The 16,769-nt window shown below is 41.0% G+C and carries 14 protein-coding genes; 11 read left to right on the top strand and 3 right to left on the bottom strand.

Features of this window, described 5'->3' with window-relative positions; genetic code table 11:
• Positions 1-2 precede the first annotated feature (2 nt).
• Positions 3-1,967, top strand: a complete 1,965-nt coding sequence (locus tag T530_RS0112845) for a diguanylate cyclase (RefSeq protein ID WP_027729362.1) — start codon at positions 3-5, stop codon at positions 1,965-1,967.
• A gap of 129 nt (positions 1,968-2,096) precedes the next feature.
• Here the strand turns inward: T530_RS0112845 and T530_RS14935 are convergent, their stop codons facing one another.
• From T530_RS14935 to T530_RS0112830, 3 genes are read right to left on the bottom strand one after another with little or no spacing between them, the layout of a single operon-like run.
• Complete coding sequence (locus T530_RS14935) at positions 2,097-3,455, bottom strand: OmpA family protein (protein WP_051537993.1); 1,359 nt, start codon at positions 3,453-3,455, stop codon at positions 2,097-2,099.
• Positions 3,456-3,470: 15 nt separating this feature from the next.
• A complete protein-coding gene (locus T530_RS0112835) occupies positions 3,471-4,589 on the bottom strand; it encodes a lytic transglycosylase domain-containing protein (protein WP_027729361.1) in 1,119 nt (372 codons plus the stop codon).
• A gap of 32 nt (positions 4,590-4,621) precedes the next feature.
• Positions 4,622-5,566 carry a tetratricopeptide repeat protein gene (locus T530_RS0112830; RefSeq protein WP_215904676.1) on the bottom strand — a complete coding sequence of 315 codons (945 nt, stop codon included), beginning with the start codon at positions 5,564-5,566 and terminating at the stop codon, positions 4,622-4,624.
• 222 nt (positions 5,567-5,788) lie between these two features.
• Between T530_RS0112830 and T530_RS0112825 the strand changes: the two genes are divergently transcribed.
• From T530_RS0112825 to T530_RS14445, 10 genes are all read left to right on the top strand, one after another.
• The gene (locus tag T530_RS0112825) at positions 5,789-6,397 is read left to right on the top strand and encodes a hypothetical protein (RefSeq protein WP_027729359.1); all 609 of its coding nucleotides are present in this window, start codon (positions 5,789-5,791) and stop codon (positions 6,395-6,397) included.
• 9 nt (positions 6,398-6,406) lie between these two features.
• Positions 6,407-8,149 carry a lipopolysaccharide assembly protein LapB gene (locus T530_RS0112820; protein WP_027729358.1) on the top strand — a complete coding sequence of 581 codons (1,743 nt, stop codon included), beginning with the start codon at positions 6,407-6,409 and terminating at the stop codon, positions 8,147-8,149.
• Between the two features lie 75 nt (positions 8,150-8,224).
• Complete coding sequence (yajC, locus tag T530_RS0112815) at positions 8,225-8,647, top strand: preprotein translocase subunit YajC (RefSeq protein ID WP_027729357.1); 423 nt, start codon at positions 8,225-8,227, stop codon at positions 8,645-8,647.
• 17 nt (positions 8,648-8,664) lie between these two features.
• A complete protein-coding gene (secD, locus tag T530_RS0112810; protein WP_027729356.1) occupies positions 8,665-10,413 on the top strand; it encodes a protein translocase subunit SecD in 1,749 nt (582 codons plus the stop codon).
• Positions 10,410-11,624: a protein translocase subunit SecF gene (gene secF / locus T530_RS0112805; protein ID WP_027729355.1), complete on the top strand. Its 1,215-nt coding sequence runs from the start codon at positions 10,410-10,412 to the stop codon at positions 11,622-11,624. The genes secD and secF overlap by 4 nt, the downstream gene beginning before the upstream one ends.
• 68 nt (positions 11,625-11,692) lie before the next feature.
• Positions 11,693-12,535 (top strand): 4-hydroxy-3-methylbut-2-enyl diphosphate reductase, encoded by an 843-nt coding sequence (gene ispH / locus T530_RS0112800; protein ID WP_027729354.1) that lies wholly within the window; start codon positions 11,693-11,695, stop codon positions 12,533-12,535.
• Between the two features lie 95 nt (positions 12,536-12,630).
• Positions 12,631-13,884 carry a galactokinase family protein gene (locus tag T530_RS0112795; RefSeq protein WP_027729353.1) on the top strand — a complete coding sequence of 418 codons (1,254 nt, stop codon included), beginning with the start codon at positions 12,631-12,633 and terminating at the stop codon, positions 13,882-13,884.
• Positions 13,885-14,383: 499 nt separating this feature from the next.
• A complete protein-coding gene (locus tag T530_RS0112785) occupies positions 14,384-14,572 on the top strand; it encodes a hypothetical protein (RefSeq protein ID WP_027729351.1) in 189 nt (62 codons plus the stop codon).
• Positions 14,569-14,952 (top strand): type II toxin-antitoxin system HicB family antitoxin, encoded by a 384-nt coding sequence (locus tag T530_RS0112780; RefSeq protein ID WP_027729350.1) that lies wholly within the window; start codon positions 14,569-14,571, stop codon positions 14,950-14,952. The genes T530_RS0112785 and T530_RS0112780 overlap by 4 nt, the downstream gene beginning before the upstream one ends.
• A gap of 860 nt (positions 14,953-15,812) precedes the next feature.
• Complete coding sequence (locus tag T530_RS14445) at positions 15,813-16,676, top strand: Rpn family recombination-promoting nuclease/putative transposase (RefSeq protein WP_051537992.1); 864 nt, start codon at positions 15,813-15,815, stop codon at positions 16,674-16,676.
• The last annotated feature ends 93 nt before the right edge of the window (positions 16,677-16,769 follow it).

Genomic DNA, 16,769 nt, shown 5'->3' with positions numbered 1-16,769 from the left:
AGATGGCACGCAGTAAGTTCAGAATTGCACTTATAGTAGATTTTATCACCATAGAGTATTCTCAGCGTTTGTTCGAATCAGTAAATGAAGCATGTAAGGAGCTTGATTATGAGCTTCTTGTGTTTCCAATAGGTACGCTTCATAGTGTTCGCACTGCATTCGGCTATCAGGCCGTCGCCATTGCTTCTCTTATCACTAAAAATTCAATTGACGGCATTATCTTTTCTACGGGCGTTCAGCTTCACTTTGTTACAAAAAGCGAGATTATGTCCTATATCAAGGGCTTTAATCCTATTCCTGTAGTTTCTGTCGCAATTGATATTCCTGACTGTCCGTCAATTACTTCTGACCCTTACTACGCCTATAAAGCAATCATTGATAATCTGATTGATGTTCAGGGCTGTAAAAAGATTGCCATTCTTGGCCTCAGATCTTCTTCTTCAGAAATAAGAATCCGCCGCAACACATTTAATCAGATTCTGGAAGAAAAAAATGTTCCGCCTGAAAATTACACTTACTTCCGCATGTCTTTTGACTATCTTACAATCCTTAAAGATCTGGAAACTTATGCAATTTCAAACGAAGGTAAGATAGAATTTGACGCAATCATCGCCTTTAATGATGAAATGGCTTATGCTGCCACCGAGTTTGTAAAACGCCACGGCCTCAGGGTTCCGGAAGATGTTCAGATTGTAGGTTTTGATGATCTTGAACAGTCTCAGTATACAAATCCTTCAGTTACAAGTGTCAGCCAGCATATTGATGAGCATGGCCGCCGCGCCGTTTACATGCTGAAAAAGATTTTTGATAACGAAGAATTCGAGCAGAAGGTCGTTCTTATAAATTCTGCTGTTTTCCGCGAAAGTACCTGCCGCCTTCCATATCCTGAAGAACTGATTAATCAAAAGCACGTTCAGGTTCAGCTTGATGCAGAAAAAGTATGGAATGCCCGCAATCTTCTTTCTGGCTTATACATGCGAAATGCCCAGATTCAAAAGGTAATGAATTATTATTCAGAAACCCAGTTTGATATGAGCGTTGACCAGCTAAAAAGCCGCCTTAATTCAGATTTACGTGATTTTGGCATTAAGGCTGCGGCTGTTGTCGTTTATGATGCCCCTATCGAGCAGACAATTCCTTTTGATTATTTCAATATGCCTCACAGGGCAAGCCTTTTCTGCGCCTTTGATGAAAGTACAGGTTATGACAGCGAAATTCTTCCGGAGCGCATAAAGTTTAATCCTAATGAGCGAATTCTGCCGGACGGAATCATAAACTTCAGCGAAAGCGGAACGATCTGTATGAGCCTTTATCACAATACCCTTCATTACGGCTATATTGTATTCCGCATTGAAAATCCTGATGACTCTTTTGTTTACGACTTTATCATAAAGATTGTTTCTTCTCTTGTAAGTTCAATCTTCTCTTATGCAGAAGTTTCCAGCGAAAAGACTAAGTTCCACAAGAAATTTAAGGAACTTGACGCTGTTGCCAATACTGATGAGCTTACCGGCCTTTACAACCGCCGCGGTCTCTTTGATTTTGGAAAGACAACACTTCAGTTTGCCAAGGCAATGAACCAGTCTGGAATGATTATTTACTGCGATATGGACGGCCTTAAAAAGATTAATGATACCTTTGGCCATGAAGCAGGCGACTGCGCGATTATTGCTGAATCAATTATCCTGAAAGGAAACTTCCGTTCTAATGATATTGTTGCCCGCATCGGCGGTGATGAGTTTGTAATTATAAGCCCTGGAATGAAAGAAGAAACTTTCCAGCGAATCCGTGACAGCATTAATGAAGACTGCCGTCTTTGGACAGAAAAGAATAATTCAAAATACACTCTTTCTATCAGTATGGGCTATGTAAAATTCCCGTCAGAAAAAGTAGGCTATCAGATAACCCCTCTTCTTTCCGAAGCAGATGCAAACCTCTATGTGGCAAAAAGAGACAAAAAACGCTGAAACAAGTCAGCAAAGAAATGATATCCTCAAAAACTGACTTTAGATCACTCTGAAAGACTTGCGCCGTGCGCAAGTCAGGCGAAGGTATGCAAAGCTCAAACCTTAAAACTGCAATTACGACCTTCGCCGTTACCACGTACGCTGGATATAAGTCGCAATAGGTCTTGCCGTAATATCAACTCGTCTGTTCTGGGCTCTTCCTTCTTCAGTTTCATTGCTTGCAAGCGGCTTTGTTCCGCCGTAACCCTTGTAGGTAAAGATTTTTTCAGGAAGTCCGTCTGCTATAAGTTCTGCCATAACAGCGCTTGTTCGGTCAATGGAAAGATTAAGCTGACCCACAGGCTTTCCGACGTCCGCAGTATGTCCTTCAATAAGAACAGTGTATCCGCCGTCTTTCAAAATATTTTTAAGCTGCTCAGAAATTGTCTTAATGCGCTCTCTTTCACCTGGCAAAAGCTTTGTTGAATCAGGATAGAACTTCAAATCAACAGAGAAGAGGATTCCGTCTCCTGTGTCGCTTACTTCAATGCCCTGAACCTTATTTTCATAAAAATACTGCTTTACGCGGCTGTAATTTACGTAGTAGGCCTCGTCTTTATGAGGAGTAGCAATATCATAAATCAGGTTTTCCTTATCAAGAAGGATTACAACCTTTCCTTCCTGCAAAAGCTTGATGTTTTCAGGTTCTGCAAAAATCTTAAGGGCATCCTTGCGGCTGATAATCGGGTCAGTTCGGTTGCGGCCGAAAACTTCATTAGCGCGGATGTAAAGGGGGTCAATTCCAACCCTGTCCTGATATTCTTCAATATTGTCTGAGTAGTGAAAGCCTGTAAGACCGTTTTTCTTTACGGTGTCAGGTGAAACAATGCCTTTTTCATAAACAATGTTCATCTGGTCATCCCAGATTGTAGGGAAGAAGCAGGGATAAACCTGACTTTTAATGTATTCACCGTGAACAGGCTGGGCGCCGCGGGCATCAATAATAATGCCGGAAAATTTTCTTGAAGCGATGATATCAATAGGTTTTTCAGGAGTATAGCTGAAGTAATGCTTTACAAGCTCTTTTCCCAGGTTATTTACGTTGAGGGTGTTGATTGAATCAAGGGTCGTCAAATCCTTTGAAAAAACATCGGGAGTTTTATAGCCGTTTTTAATAAAGTGATAGACCTGGTCCAGTGAAAGCTGGCCGCTTACAACCATGTCCGAAAGTGTATATTTTGAATCGTTATAGAGGGAAAGAAGAAAAGGCTGTGTTAACTGGCACATCTTCCCCGAAATTTTTGCCGAGGCTGATTTTTTGCCGGAAGGCATTGTCAGGTTTGAGCTTTTGCAGTCAAAAGAGAGGTCTGTTACAAACTCGCGGTTTACCCAGTTGATTCTGCTTTTTGCGCTTACAACGCCGTCGTGTTCCTGAGTTTTATGCTGGGCAAAAACTGATGATGCAGACAGTGTAAGTCCCAGTGTTAAAAAAAAGGCAAGTTTTTTCATAATATGAATTTCGGCTTATTTTGAGGGAATATAAAGGATTTTTCCTATTTTTAGTATCGCGTTTTCGGTAATGTCGTTTGTTTCGCAAAGAGATTTAAGGCTGACCCCAAAGCGGCGGGAAATTGACCAGAGAGAATCGCCCTTTACAACAGTGTATTTGAAAGGGAAGTCAATCGGTGTAAGCTGCTTTAGGGCGTCCAGGGCAGACTGTTCCATGCCAAGAGGCAGGCGGATAAGGCTTTCTTTTGCAGGGTGGGTCATGCCGCGGACATAAGATGGATTCAGTCTTTTAAGAACTTTAGTGTCCATCTTCATTTCCTGAGCCAGCTGGCTTATTGAGTAGGCCTTTTTTACCTTGATGTAGTCAAAGTTTCCTTCTTTTTCGTTTACAAGAAGCTCAAATTCTTCGTGGTGGTCCGGAAGGTCAATGCCGTAGTATTCGCTGTTGATTGCAAGGTCAGCAATTGCAAGAAGCTTTGGCACGTAGTCTGCTGTCTGCCGGCTTATGTAACCGTGGCTGGCAAGATACCAGAAGTCTTTTACAGGAGATTTTTTCAAAGCCCGGTTCATGGCTCCAAGCCCACAGTTATAGGCACCCAGCGCCAGAGCCCAGTCATTAAAGAATCTGTAGTTTTCCTTTAATTTTTTGATGGCGGCGTCAGTTTCTTTCCAGGGGTCGTAGCGCTCGTCAACAAAGTCATTCAGGACAAGAAAGTTTGATACGCTGTTTTCCATGAACTGCCAGAGCCCGATTGCGCCGGATTTTGAGCGGGCATTCGGATTATAGTTTGATTCAACCATGGGAAGATATTCCAGAACAAGTGGAAGTTCTGCGTCAAGCACAGCCTTCCTTACAAAAATCCTGTAATCCTGGGCGCTTTCCAAATCATCGTAAAGGCGTTTTGCAAGCTTTGGTGAATGAAGATAGTGATTTCGGAATTTTTCTACTTCAGGACGGTCTGCCCCGGGAATATCAAGAGGGATGTAAGGCTTCTTTTTTGCAAGCAGCTGGATTTCTGCCTTAAGGCTCTGCACAATTTCCTGGGATGCGTCCACCGGCTCCTGTGTATTTGCCCACAAGGAGATGGAAAAGGAAAGAGAAATCAGAATTGCCCCAAAAAGCCTTTTTTTCATCACTTTTTTATTATCGTCTGATGTATTTTTTACTAGAGTTTTTCACCCATGTAAATTCCAGCCCATTCCCAGTTTCCGTGAATGTCGGAATCAAGCGGGAAGTTTACCTTTCTGAAATAAAGATACCATACCGGAACGTAGGTAGACCAGCCTGTAGTTCTAAGATATGCCTCGCTAGGTGTAGAAGAGGGATCAAGATTTTCTGCAAAACGGATTCGGTTACCCCGCATGAAGCTTCTCATAGAGAACTCTTCCTGGGAGTTGGCATCCATTTCATCCTGCTTCCAGGACATAGAAAAGAAATTTACCTTTGCCTTGTATTTATCAAGAGAACGCCAGTCGTAATTGCGGATAGCTTTTTTAACAGCTGTTTCCAGGGCATCAAGGCTTTCAAAAGTCCAGTCCTTGCTTGAAGAATTATAATCAATAAGGTGGCGGGCATTTTTATAGGCATCAGGTTCGCCTGGAATCTGAATTGTAGTTGCGTCCGGCTGTTCAAGAAAAACCGTGTAGGCGCGAAGGGCCTGTGTCCACTGGCTGTCTTTTTCGTATTCCATTGCAAGACGCAGGTAAAGCTCTGTTGTGTTTACTTCGCTAGGGAAGCGGTTAATAAGCTCATTAAAATATTTGATTCGGTGGGCAGGGCTTTTACTGATCTGAATAAGGTTTTGCAGGCACATAAAGTGAATTGATTTTCCCTTTACCAGCAAATCCTGATACTGCTGCAGGATACGGTCAAAATAATATTCAGCAACCGGCTCGGCCCGCATGGAAAGATAGGCATAGGCAGTCATCAAAAGCCAGTAAGAGTTGTACATGTCATCAGGATTCTGTTCTACCCAGTCGGAAAGGAAAAGTACCAGACCCTGATAGTCCTTAGCGGAAAGGTAGTTAGTTGCCATCTGATTTATGATGGAATATTTCTGCTGGGAATTGAGGTTTGCGTTATCCAGAATGTCCTGAAATTTCTGCTGCATGGCAAAAAAATCATCGTCGTTTTTATTGTTTTTATTCGGATTACATGCCGAAAATATAGTAAATAAAAAGCATAAAAAAAAGGCAATGTGAAAACGATTTCTCTTCATAAGCAAAATTTATCATAGCGGAATATTATTGTAAAGAATGATTTTTGGCTGTATATTATAATAGCATTTAAAAAATTGAAATCGTTTAAACTTTAAAAATAATTAGGAAAGAGTATGAGCAGACGCTGCACAAAAGTTTTAAATATTTTGATTTCAATTGGATTCCTTTTTCTGATAACGGGAATTCTCTTTCTTCTTTCAAGCTTTGCCTTTTTTCAATCAGAAACACTTTTCTTTTCATTCCTGTTTGCCCAGGCTGTAATTGGAATCATTATTGTAATCTTTACCTTCTTAAAGACAAGAAGGCCTTACCAGCTTTTTTCGGGCCTTCTCATCGCTTCTTACGCCATTATGTCCATGCTTTTCTTCTTTTTTCCGGAGATTAAATTTTCAACAGTATGGCCGATTTACGGATTCTTTCCGGGCGCAAGCTTGATAGGTGTAAGCTGCTACAAATATAAAAAGATTCGCCTCAATTACGGTGTTTCAGGCTTTGTCCTTATCCTCATGGCCTCTTATTATTTCTTATTTTCTTCCCGCATTATTAAAATTCCTTTTCGTACTGTAAGTTATTTTGCCGCACCGGCTCTGATAGTTGGAATTCTTGTGATATACATACTGTATTTTTTCCTGCAAAAAGATCACAAAGAACTTGTTTGGAAGGGTGATGATTCTGATGATTTAACCTCAGAAGAATATCCTTTCGCTGATGATGATTTATAACGCGATTAAGTGAAAAGTGGACTCTATTTTAAAAAGCTCATTATTCTCGTAACAGCGGTGTCGTATTTTGCCGCGTCACCAGCCTTTTCTGCAAAAAAGAAAAAGGACAAGGATAAGAGCGCTGCGTCCACAGCCTATTCGGGTGCCGATAACGTAAAGCTTCCTTCTGCCAGGCGAACTTATTTTTATAAAATCGAAAATGACGTTGTTTACGGAGTAGAAAACGGTTCTCCCCAGTCTTTAAGAAAGGCAATGCAGGCCCTTCATCATGCAAACGGAGAATATGCCGAAAACGAACGCACACTTATAGAAATTGCAACTCAAATCATGCAGCTTGTATGGCCTTCTCAGAAAATCACCTGGGATCCGGTTCAGGCTCCGGCTGATAACCTTTATCTTGGGGCAATTGATTCTGCCCGAAACGGTATTTTTGATTCGAGCACCGGAAAATCTGATTTTTTGAGCATTATTCTTCCTGCCCTTGTAATTCTCAGCCCTTCGGTTACCCAGGACTCCTACGACTTATGCGAACAGGCCTGCAAGGAAGCCCTTGCCTATAATTCATCTTCTGTACTCGCTACATATCTTCTGGGAATTACCTGTTCCAAAAAAGCGGATTATCAGAGTGCAGGGGAGTATTTGAAAAAAGCCTGGGAAACATCTGATTTTTCCAAGGAAATTGCAATTGCCTACGCCAAGGTTCTCATTCATTATGCAGATTATTCCGGGGCAGAAAAAATCCTTGCTTCATTTGCCCAGACTTCTGACGTAAATGATATTGATGTACTGCGCCTCAACGCCTACGTTTCTTTTGCCAAAAAAGATTTGCCTATGGCAGAGCAGTACGTTGCCCGCGTCCTTCAGCAGACCCCTAACAACCTGGAGTTCGTACTCTTCCGCGCAAAAATCCTTATCGAAAAGAACGACTACATTCACGCAGTTTCCCTTCTTGATATGTACGCAAAGCAGAATGACACTTCAATCGACTATCTTGTTCTGCGCGCAAAGGTTCAGCTTGAATGGAGTAAAAATACAAGTACCGCGACTCAGACCGTTGAGCGGGCCCTGCAGCTTTACCCGGACAACACGGAAGCCCTTATGATGGCTGCCCGCATTTCTGCCGAAACTGACGCGCCGGTTGCCGGAAAGTATGCCGATGAACTTTGCGCAAAAATCCTGGCTGCAGAGCCGGAAAATAGCCTTGCGATGCGATATGCACTTTCGGGACTTATTCAGCGCGAAAACTGGCAGGCGGCATATGAAATTGCTTCGAAACTTACATCCATGCCAAATCCAAGCGCCGATATCATCAAAAATTATGTAGATGTCTGCATCAAGCTGCGCCGCAAAAGCGAAGCCTTTGATTTTGCAAAAAAAATGCAGATGCAGTTTCCTAATGATGACGAAATCCTGCAGGCTTATGTTCTTGCCTATTGTGAAAACGGAAACCGCGAACTTGTATTGAAATATCTTAATTCGCTCATAGACTCTTCATCTTCAAAGATGAAAAGTTATCTGTATTACCGCAGAAGCTTTCTTCAGCTTACAGAGGATGCAGTTCTTGCTGACCTGCGTTCTTCCTTGATTTCCAACCCGCGTAACAGCGACGCCCTTTTCCGCCTTTATGAGGTGTATTATGGAAAGAATGATTACCGCAAGGCCCAGTATTACCTGCGTCAGGTAGTTGCAATAAAACCCAACGATTCTTCAATCCGCCGTTTGAATGAGGCCCTTACTCAGTTGATAAAATAGCCCATAAATGATATTTTTATATCCTGATACAATTGTCAAAATTGGGTCATATTTTAAAAATTTAGGATGGGACATATGTCATTCGTTTCATTGCTTCAGGCAGCAGGAACTGCAGGAAGTGCTTCAACAACAGGTGCTTTAACTGGCACTCTCTTACCATTTTTATTAATCATCGTTATCTTCTATTTCTTCTTGATTCGTCCACAGAATAAGAAACAGAAAGAAACTGAAAGAATGCTCGCAGCATTGAAAAAGGGTGATAAGGTAATCACAATCGGTGGTATTCACGGAACAATCTCTTCTGTAAAAGAAAAGACTGTAATTGTAAAAGTTGACGAAAACGTAAAACTTGAATTCAACCGCTCTGCAATCTCAAGTGTAGAAAAAACTGATGCTGAAAAAGCAGCAGAAGCCGACACAAAGGCAGCAAAAAAAGGTAAAAAATCTTCAGAAACAGCAGAAGCTCCTGCAACTGAAAGCTCTGAAGAAAATAAATAAGTGGGGAAAATAAAAAAATGAACAAACGATCACGTTTACTGCTCCTGCTTGTAGTACTTGCTCTTTGTTTTGTTTTCCTTTGGCCATCTATCAGCTGGTATGGAAGAACTCCAAAAGAAGTTCAGGCACTGGCTCTTGGTTCAACAGAAAACATCAAAGACTTTGCAACTGCTAAAGCTGGTGAAGATGTAAAGGCAATCAAGGCACTTGCATCAAACGATTCTTCAGCAAAACTTCCTGAAGAATACTCTTGGCTGGAAAAAGACGCAGCTAAGAAATATAAGTTAATTGGAAAGAAAGTTCCTTCAGAAATGACAGTAATTGATGTTGTTTCTGCTTATGACAGCGAACTTGAAATCCTTAATGTAATTCAGGCCCGCTACCGCGACAGAATTCTTAAAGCTAAGTCTTACTATGAAAACTCTGTAAAGCTTGGTCTTGACCTTTCTGGTGGTATGAACGTTATCGTTCGCGCTGATCTGGATGCAGCTGTAGAAGCAACTGGCGTTGAAAACATTCACCAGCCTGTTGCTGATTTCAAAAAGGAAGCAATGGCTAACGCTATTGAAAACCTTACAAGCCGTATCGACAAATTCGGTCTTACTTCTCCTACTGTTCGCCAGCAGGGTGAAGACCGCATTTATATTGAAATTCCTGGTGCTGCTCAGGCAGACACAATCACAACATTGATTATGGGTAAAGGTCTTTTGAACTTCCGTCTTGTTGATTCAGAAGCAACTCAGATGTTCAAAACTTACTATTATCAGCACCCAACTTCTACATTCAACGCTGTTGGTGAATTGATGGACAAATCTATCATTCCTGAAGACTGCGAAGTATTTGGTGAATACACAAAAGATGCTTACGGTCTTGATGAACGCTATGACTACGTTGTTGTAAAGAAGGAAATTGCTCTTGAAGGTAAACACATTAAATCTGCAGAAGTTCGCGCAGACACAATCACAAATCAGCCTGAAGTTGCATTCATGCTTGATGATGAAGGTGCAGAAATCTTTGCAGATTTTACAGGCGCACACGTTGGTCAGAACCTGGCTATCGTAAGCGACAATAAAGTAAAATCTAACGCAACAATCAAAACTGCAATTACAGGCGGAAGCGTTTCTTTGAGCGGTGGATTCAGCTACGAAGAAGCTAACAACATCAAGAAAGTTTTGCAGTCAGCTTGGCTTGAAGTTCCTCTTGAAGTAGAAAGCCAGCAGGTAATCGGCGCAAGCCTTGGTGAGCAGGCTATCCATCAGGGTATCTTTGCTATCTGTCTTGGTCTTGGTTTGATTCTTGTATTCCTTTTGTTCTTCTATCACTTGTCAGGTATCAACGCTGTAGTAGCTCAGATTTTGAACCTTTACATCATGTTCTCGGTTCTTTCTGCTTTCAATTTGACTCTTACACTTTCTTCTATTGCCGGTATGATTCTTACAATCGGTATGGCAGTAGATGCTAACGTTCTTATTTTTGAACGCATTAAAGAGGAATTGCGTCAGGGAAAATCTCGCGTTGCTGCAATCTCTATCGGTTTTGACAATGCCTTCTGGGCAATTATGGACTCTAACATCACAACCTTTATCGCTGCTATCTTCCTTTCACAGTTAGGAACTGGCGCTATTCAGGGATTCGCTGTTTCACTTGCAATCGGTGTTGTTTCTTCTGTATTTACAGCATTGTTTGTATCACGCCTTATGTTCGACTTTGATACAGATGTGCTGCATGCTAAAAAAGTAAGCATCGGCTGGGGGATTAAACAATGAAAAGAATGAATTTTAATAAAGGTTTTATTCCTTGCGCAGTTTTGAGCATTATCGTAATTGTTTTTGGAATTGCAGGCTTTATCACAAAGGGAATTAACTTTGGTATCGACTTTAAACCTGGTCTTATTGAAGAGGTTCGCGTAGCTCCTCCTGTTGCGGAAGTTACATACAGTGGTTCTGCAAAGGTTGCTATGGAACTCAGCGCTGGCCAGCTTGACCTGGTAATTTCTGGTCTTGGTGCTGTAAACGAAACCCGTTCTTTCAACTTTGCTGAATTCACAACTGTTGAAGCTCTTGCAAACGAAATGAACAAGGTTTCTGGTGTAAAAGTTGCTGTTAAAAACGGATCTTTCCCATCAACAAAACTTTTCTTGAACTCAGCTGCTACTAACCAGCTTACAAACTCAGTTTTGTACATTTATCCTGCAGGAACATCTGAAATTACAACTGATGATGTTCGTTCTGCTTTGTCAGATCTTCAGGGTATTGATGTAAAACAGCTTGGTCAGGGTGCAGATGCAAGTTATCAGATCCGAATGGGAACTTCTGAAGGTTCTTCTCAGAATGATATGCAGGAAGCTGTAAATCAGCACCTTTATACTGCATTCACTGAATCAAATGTTGCAATCGTAAAAACTGACTTCATCGGTTCAAGCATGTCAAACTCAATTGCTTACAAATCACTTTTGATGTTTGTTCTTACAGTTGCTTTGATCTGGATTTATGCTGCATTCCGCTTCCACTGGGACTTCGCTCTTGGTTCGGTAATTGCCTTGATCCACGATACATTGATTATGATTACTTTCATCGTCTGGACACAGATGGAATTCACAACTACTGTTCTGGCTGCCGTTCTTACAATTATCGGTTACTCTATCAACGCTACAGTCGTTATCCTTGACCGTATCCGTTATAACCTTACTTACATGAATGACGTAAAATCCTTTACACCGATTTTGAACCAGTCACTTTCTGACACTCTTGTACGCTCAATTTTGACAACTGTTACAACTTTGTTCGCAGTAGTTTCATTGTACGTATTCACAACAGGAAGCATTAAAGACTTCTCTTTGGCTTTGATTGTTGGTTTGCTCAGTGGTATGTACTCTTCTATCTTTATTTCAAGCGGATTCATCCAGCTCTTCCGCCGCACTTGGCGCCCAGAGTTTGGTGTTCACCACTCGCTTAAAAACGTAAAGGCAGACGAGTAATCGCCGGATAAAAAATGAAAAGGGCAGAAGATGTTTCTTCTGCCCTTTTTTTTTGCTATAATTTACTTATGGAAGTAAAAAGAGCTAGCGTATTAGGCTTTTGTTTTGGTGTTCGCCGCGCCGTGGAATATGCAGAAAAGGCGCTGGAAGATTACAGCGGTAAAAAGGTCTATTCCCTGGGGCCGCTTATTCATAACGAAATTGTATTGCAGAATCTTAAGAACAAGGGACTGGAAATCCTTTCAGAAGACGAACTTGAAAAGGTTGAAGCAAAAAGCGTAGTGATTATCAGGGCTCACGGAGTTTCCCCGGATGTTACAAAGGCTCTGGAAGATAAGGACTGCGTCATAATTAACGCCACCTGCCCCCGCGTAAATGCCAATCAGATTACAGTTCAGAAGGCTTCTTCAAAAGGAAAAACAATCATTCTTACAGGCGACAGTAATCATGGCGAGGTAAAAGGTGTAGCAGGTTATGCCCAGGGAAAGTTCATTCTTCTGGAAAATGAAGCTGATGCACTCTCCCTGCCGGAAGATGATGGTGAGGCAATTTTATTAAGCCAGACAACCTTCAGTCCCGTTCAGTTTGAAAAAATCTCTCAGATTGTGGGACAGAAATATAAAAACCTTAAAATAAACAATACTATCTGCCCGGCTACAAAAGAACGTCAGGATTCTTTGATAGATTTGTGTTCCCGCGTTGACGGCGTTCTTGTAATAGGCGGAAAAAACAGCGCAAATACAATAAGACTCTTTCAGACTGCCCAGAAAAACTGCCCTCATGCAGCCCACATTCAGAGTGCAGAAGAAATCCCTGCAGACTTTTTTGCCTTTGAAAGGGTAGGAATTACCGCCGGTGCTTCAACCCCTGACGTAATCATTGAACAGGTAGAAAAAGCCCTTACAAAATAACTTTCTCAATATAATACCCCTTTCTTACTAATTTTATTATGGAAATGCGCAAGATTGCACTTATAATAATAATGACAGGAAAAAAAGGAGATTATATGACACCATCAAAAAAAGCACTGGAAAATATTTACGGCAATGCCGCTGAAGCAGAAGCCCGCTTTGAAAAGCTCTCTTCACTTTTTACTAAATCATTTGGTTCAGACAAAATGGAGTTTTTTACTGCTCCTGGCCGTACAGAAGTTATCGGAAACCACACAGACCACAACGGCGGTAAGGTAATTGCCGGCAGCATCACTCTTGATACAATCGGTGCCGCTTATCCAAACGGAAGTGATGAAATCAATATCCTGAGCGAAGGCTTTGATGAAGTTGTAAAATTTAATATTAAGGACGTAGACAATGTTCCTAAGTGCCAGGGAAGCCTCTCTCTGGTTGCCGGAATGGTAAAGGCGATTCAGAACTTTGGTCACAAGGTTGGCGGCTTTAATCTTTATACTTCTACAACTGTAATTGCAAGCGCCGGTGTAAGCTCTTCGGCTGCATTTGAAATGCTTGTATGTTCTGTAATCAACTATTTCTTTAATGACAGTAAACTCAGCATCGTTGATTATGCAAAAATCGGACAGAGCGCAGAAAACGTTTACTGGTGCAAGGCTTCCGGTCTTATGGATCAGATGGCTTGTGCGGCTGGCGGAGCAATCAAGCTTGATTTTTCTCACAGCTTTAACAACGGTACAGTAGACTATGAAAAAATCGACCTGGACTTCAAGAAATACGGCTATGACATCGTAATCGTAAATACAGGAAAGGGACATGCAGATTTGAGCGCTGAATATTCAAGCGTTCCTGGTGAAATGCGCCTTGTTGCAAAAGAACTTGGTGTAAAAAATCTCTGTGAATCAAACGTAGAAAAGCTGCTTGAAAAAACACCTGAGCTTATCGGAAAACTTAAAAACGATCGTGCCCTTCTTCGTGCCTTCCACTTCTTTAATGAAACTAACCGCGTAGAGCAGATGGCTGACGCAATTGAAAAAGACGACGGCGAAAAGATTCTTAAGCTTGTTGATGCTTCCGGCCGCTCATCATTTGAACTCTTGCAGAACTGCTATGTAAACGCTCATCCGGAAGAACAGAAGATTTCCCTTTGTCTTGCCCTTACAACTCAGTTTATTAATAAGATTGGAAAGGGTGTTTGCCGCGTTCATGGTGGCGGTTTTGCAGGTGTAATCATGGCAATTCTTCCAAGTGAAAGCGTTCAGGAATACATCAAATACATGGGTAAATTCGTTGGCGAAAAGAACGTTTACCTGATGAACATCCGTAAAGTCGGCGCCGCTCATATTGAATAGTAATATAAGTCGCAAGTAAAAGTTTCCCATAAGCTATGGGAAACTTTGCACCCGCTTATGGGAAAGTCTGCATCCGCTTATGGGCAAGTTGCCCATAACTTATGGGAAAGTTGCCGCTAACTTATGGGCAACCCTTACATCGGCTTGGTGCAACTTTGCACCCGTCCGAAGGAAACTTTTCCCCCGGTCGAATGAAATTATGTAATAACCGCAGATTCACACAGATAAACACAGATTTTTTCTTCCTGGTAAATAATATAGTATCTCTGATAAAAACATTAAAAATTCCCAAACTTTTTTTCAAAATTTTTGTCAAAACTGGAAAGGTTGTAATTTACTCTACAGTTGTAAGTGTAATTAACCTTTCCTGCTTAAATTTTTTCAAAATTTAAGCGTAAAATTTTGTCAAAATTCGACAAGCGTGGAAAGTATATATATGTGAAATACGATAATTCAAAATTGAATTATTGTGTAAAAGTGTGTATCATTGGAGGTATGAATGAACGCTCGCAAAAAGGCTGAGAAAGCGCTCAAAGCGGCTGGATACGAATTTAGAAGACATGGTGCAAATCATGATATCTTTTTCAATTCGAAACGTGGAGTAATGATTTCATTAAAAAGGCATGATTTTGATGAGGATGATTTACGCTATATTGAAAAAGAAATTGAACAGGGAGAAAAAAAATGAGATATACCTATACAGCAGTTTTTACAGAGAAAGACGGAAAGTTTTATGCCAGGGTTCCTGATCTTGCTGGCTGCATTACAACTGGAAAAACTTTATCTGATGCAATTGAACAGACAGTTGATGCAATGTCTGCCTGGCTTTGCGTTGCTGAAGATGAGGGTATGCCTATTCCCGCTCCAACTCCACAGGCAAAGATTTCTTACAACAGTGGCGAAGAGCTCTCCCTTATTAATGCTGATACCTTAAAATATCGTGCGCTTACAGATACAAGATCTGTCAGAAAAAATGTTTCTCTTCCGGCCTGGCTTTCAAAGATTGCCGATAAGCGCCATTTTAACTGTTCACAGATTTTGCAGGATGCACTTATGGCATTGATTTAGAAATAAAATAATTTCAGCGAGTGGAGTGCATGCACTTGTATTTCTGAAAATTTAATATAATCAACTATAGTAAAAAAAACGCCCACTCTGTCTAGACCACAGAACGGGCGAAAAGCTTGAGGTTGGTTAATCTAAGAAGAAAAATAATAGCCACAGATTCACACAGATGAACACAGATATTTTTGACACGGATAGCACGGATGAACGCGGATTGGCACGGATATTTGGGAAAAAAGAGTAATAAAAATAGCTCCACCCTGTCGTATTGACCCACACAGAATGGAGCGGCGTCTGTAAAGACGTAAATCTTCAACTGGGGGCAAGACGCATGTCGCGCGTGCCCTATATTTATTAAATATACCACATACCACCAAAAAGTCAAACAAAGTGGTTAGCCAGGATAGAAAGACAATAGCCACAGATTCACACAGATGAACACAGATATTTTTGACACGGATAGCACGGATGAACGTGGATTGTGGGCCACCCTGTCTCGCACACAGCGTGGTGCGAAGCGTCCGTAAGTACATTCAAACACGTGGGGCAAGACGACCAATCTCTTTTACCAGTCCTTCAGTCATTTTTAAGGATTTTGCTACCCCAGTCTAAGACCCAGACGTAAAACTGATATTAATGTATAGTTTATCTTAAAATTTTCTCCAAAATTCTTAAACTTTTTTTCGGAATTTTTGTCAAAACTGGAAAGGTCGTAATTTACTCTACAGTTGTTAGTGTAATTAACCTTTCCTGCTTAAATTTTTTCAAAATTTAAGCGTAAAATTTTGTCAAAATTTGACAAGCGTGGAAAGTATATAGTAAAGGAATTTCATTCCATTAAAACTATATTACGAGGTTATTTAATGACAAACAAAATTTATGACAGAAAGCCTGTCGATGAACTGACTTTTGCAGACGATGGAATGTTTCAGGAAGTAATGAGAGAGCCGCAAATTTGTGCAGAGCTTATAGAAAGACTCCTTCATATAAAAGTAGGGCATGTCGAATACCCTGAACTTGAAAAGCAGATAAAACCTTTCTATACGACAAAAGGTGTCCGCCTGGATGTTTATCTGAAAGACAATGAAAAAGTTATTGACGTAGAATTACAATGCTACCCGCAGGATGCACTTGGTAAACGTACAAGATATTATCAATCGATGTTAGACATGGATACCCTTATGAAGGGGCAGGATTATACAGAACTAAAAGAAAGTTATGTGCTTTTCATCTGTAAGCAGGAGCCGTTTTTTGCTGATGAAGAAAAGAAAAAGCCGTACGGACTTCCGTGCTATACTTTCAAAAACACCTGTGCAGAAAACGCTGATGTTAATTTGAATGACAAAAGTGTAAAGGTGATTTATAATTCAAAGGCATATAAGTCAGTAAAGGATGAAAAAATCAGAACATTGCTGCAATATATAAGCACGAACGAGCCTGGTAAAGATGCTTTTACAAATCGTCTTTCGGAAATCGTTGAAAAGATAAAAGAAAACGAAAAATTCAGGAGTGATTACGCCGCTATGAATTTACATGATCGAGATATTATGAGGATGGCAAAAAAGGAAGGCCGAGAAGAAGGTGCCCAGGAAAAAGCCATTGATGCCGCCCGTTCCCTTTATGAAAACGGCGTTTCAATTGAACTGATTGCCAAGTCTCTTAAAATGACAGAAGAGCAGGTAAAGGAAATTGTTTCAGCTCATGCTAAAGAAGCTGTAACTGTGTAAATAATAGCCACAGATTCACACAGATGAACACAGATATTTTTGACACGGATAGCACGGATGAACGCGGATTGGCACGGATATTTGGGAAAAAAG

The sequence above is a fragment of the Treponema sp. C6A8 genome (assembly GCF_000619925.1).
Taxonomy (GTDB): Bacteria; Spirochaetota; Spirochaetia; order Treponematales; family Treponemataceae; genus Treponema_D.
Note: the sequence above shows the minus strand (reverse complement) of the source record. Positions and strands in the feature narration are given on the sequence as shown.

Bases quoted from the DNA above. Each gene is read 5' to 3' on its own strand.
- T530_RS0112830 (WP_215904676.1), bottom strand. From the start codon at position 5,566: ATGCAGCAGAAATTTCAGGACATTCTGGATAACGCAAACCTCAATTCC.
- T530_RS0112845 (WP_027729362.1), top strand. From the start codon at position 3: ATGGCACGCAGTAAGTTCAGAATTGCACTTATAGTAGATTTTATCACC.
- T530_RS14445 (WP_051537992.1), top strand. From the start codon at position 15,813: ATGACAAACAAAATTTATGACAGAAAGCCTGTCGATGAACTGACTTTT.
- T530_RS0112785 (WP_027729351.1), top strand. From the start codon at position 14,384: ATGAACGCTCGCAAAAAGGCTGAGAAAGCGCTCAAAGCGGCTGGATAC.
- T530_RS0112780 (WP_027729350.1), top strand. From the start codon at position 14,569: ATGAGATATACCTATACAGCAGTTTTTACAGAGAAAGACGGAAAGTTT.
- T530_RS14935 (WP_051537993.1), bottom strand. From the start codon at position 3,455: ATGAAAAAACTTGCCTTTTTTTTAACACTGGGACTTACACTGTCTGCA.
- T530_RS0112825 (WP_027729359.1), top strand. From the start codon at position 5,789: ATGAGCAGACGCTGCACAAAAGTTTTAAATATTTTGATTTCAATTGGA.
- ispH (WP_027729354.1), top strand. From the start codon at position 11,693: ATGGAAGTAAAAAGAGCTAGCGTATTAGGCTTTTGTTTTGGTGTTCGC.
- secF (WP_027729355.1), top strand. From the start codon at position 10,410: ATGAAAAGAATGAATTTTAATAAAGGTTTTATTCCTTGCGCAGTTTTG.
- secD (WP_027729356.1), top strand. From the start codon at position 8,665: ATGAACAAACGATCACGTTTACTGCTCCTGCTTGTAGTACTTGCTCTT.
- T530_RS0112795 (WP_027729353.1), top strand. From the start codon at position 12,631: ATGACACCATCAAAAAAAGCACTGGAAAATATTTACGGCAATGCCGCT.
- T530_RS0112835 (WP_027729361.1), bottom strand. From the start codon at position 4,589: ATGAAAAAAAGGCTTTTTGGGGCAATTCTGATTTCTCTTTCCTTTTCC.
- yajC (WP_027729357.1), top strand. From the start codon at position 8,225: ATGTCATTCGTTTCATTGCTTCAGGCAGCAGGAACTGCAGGAAGTGCT.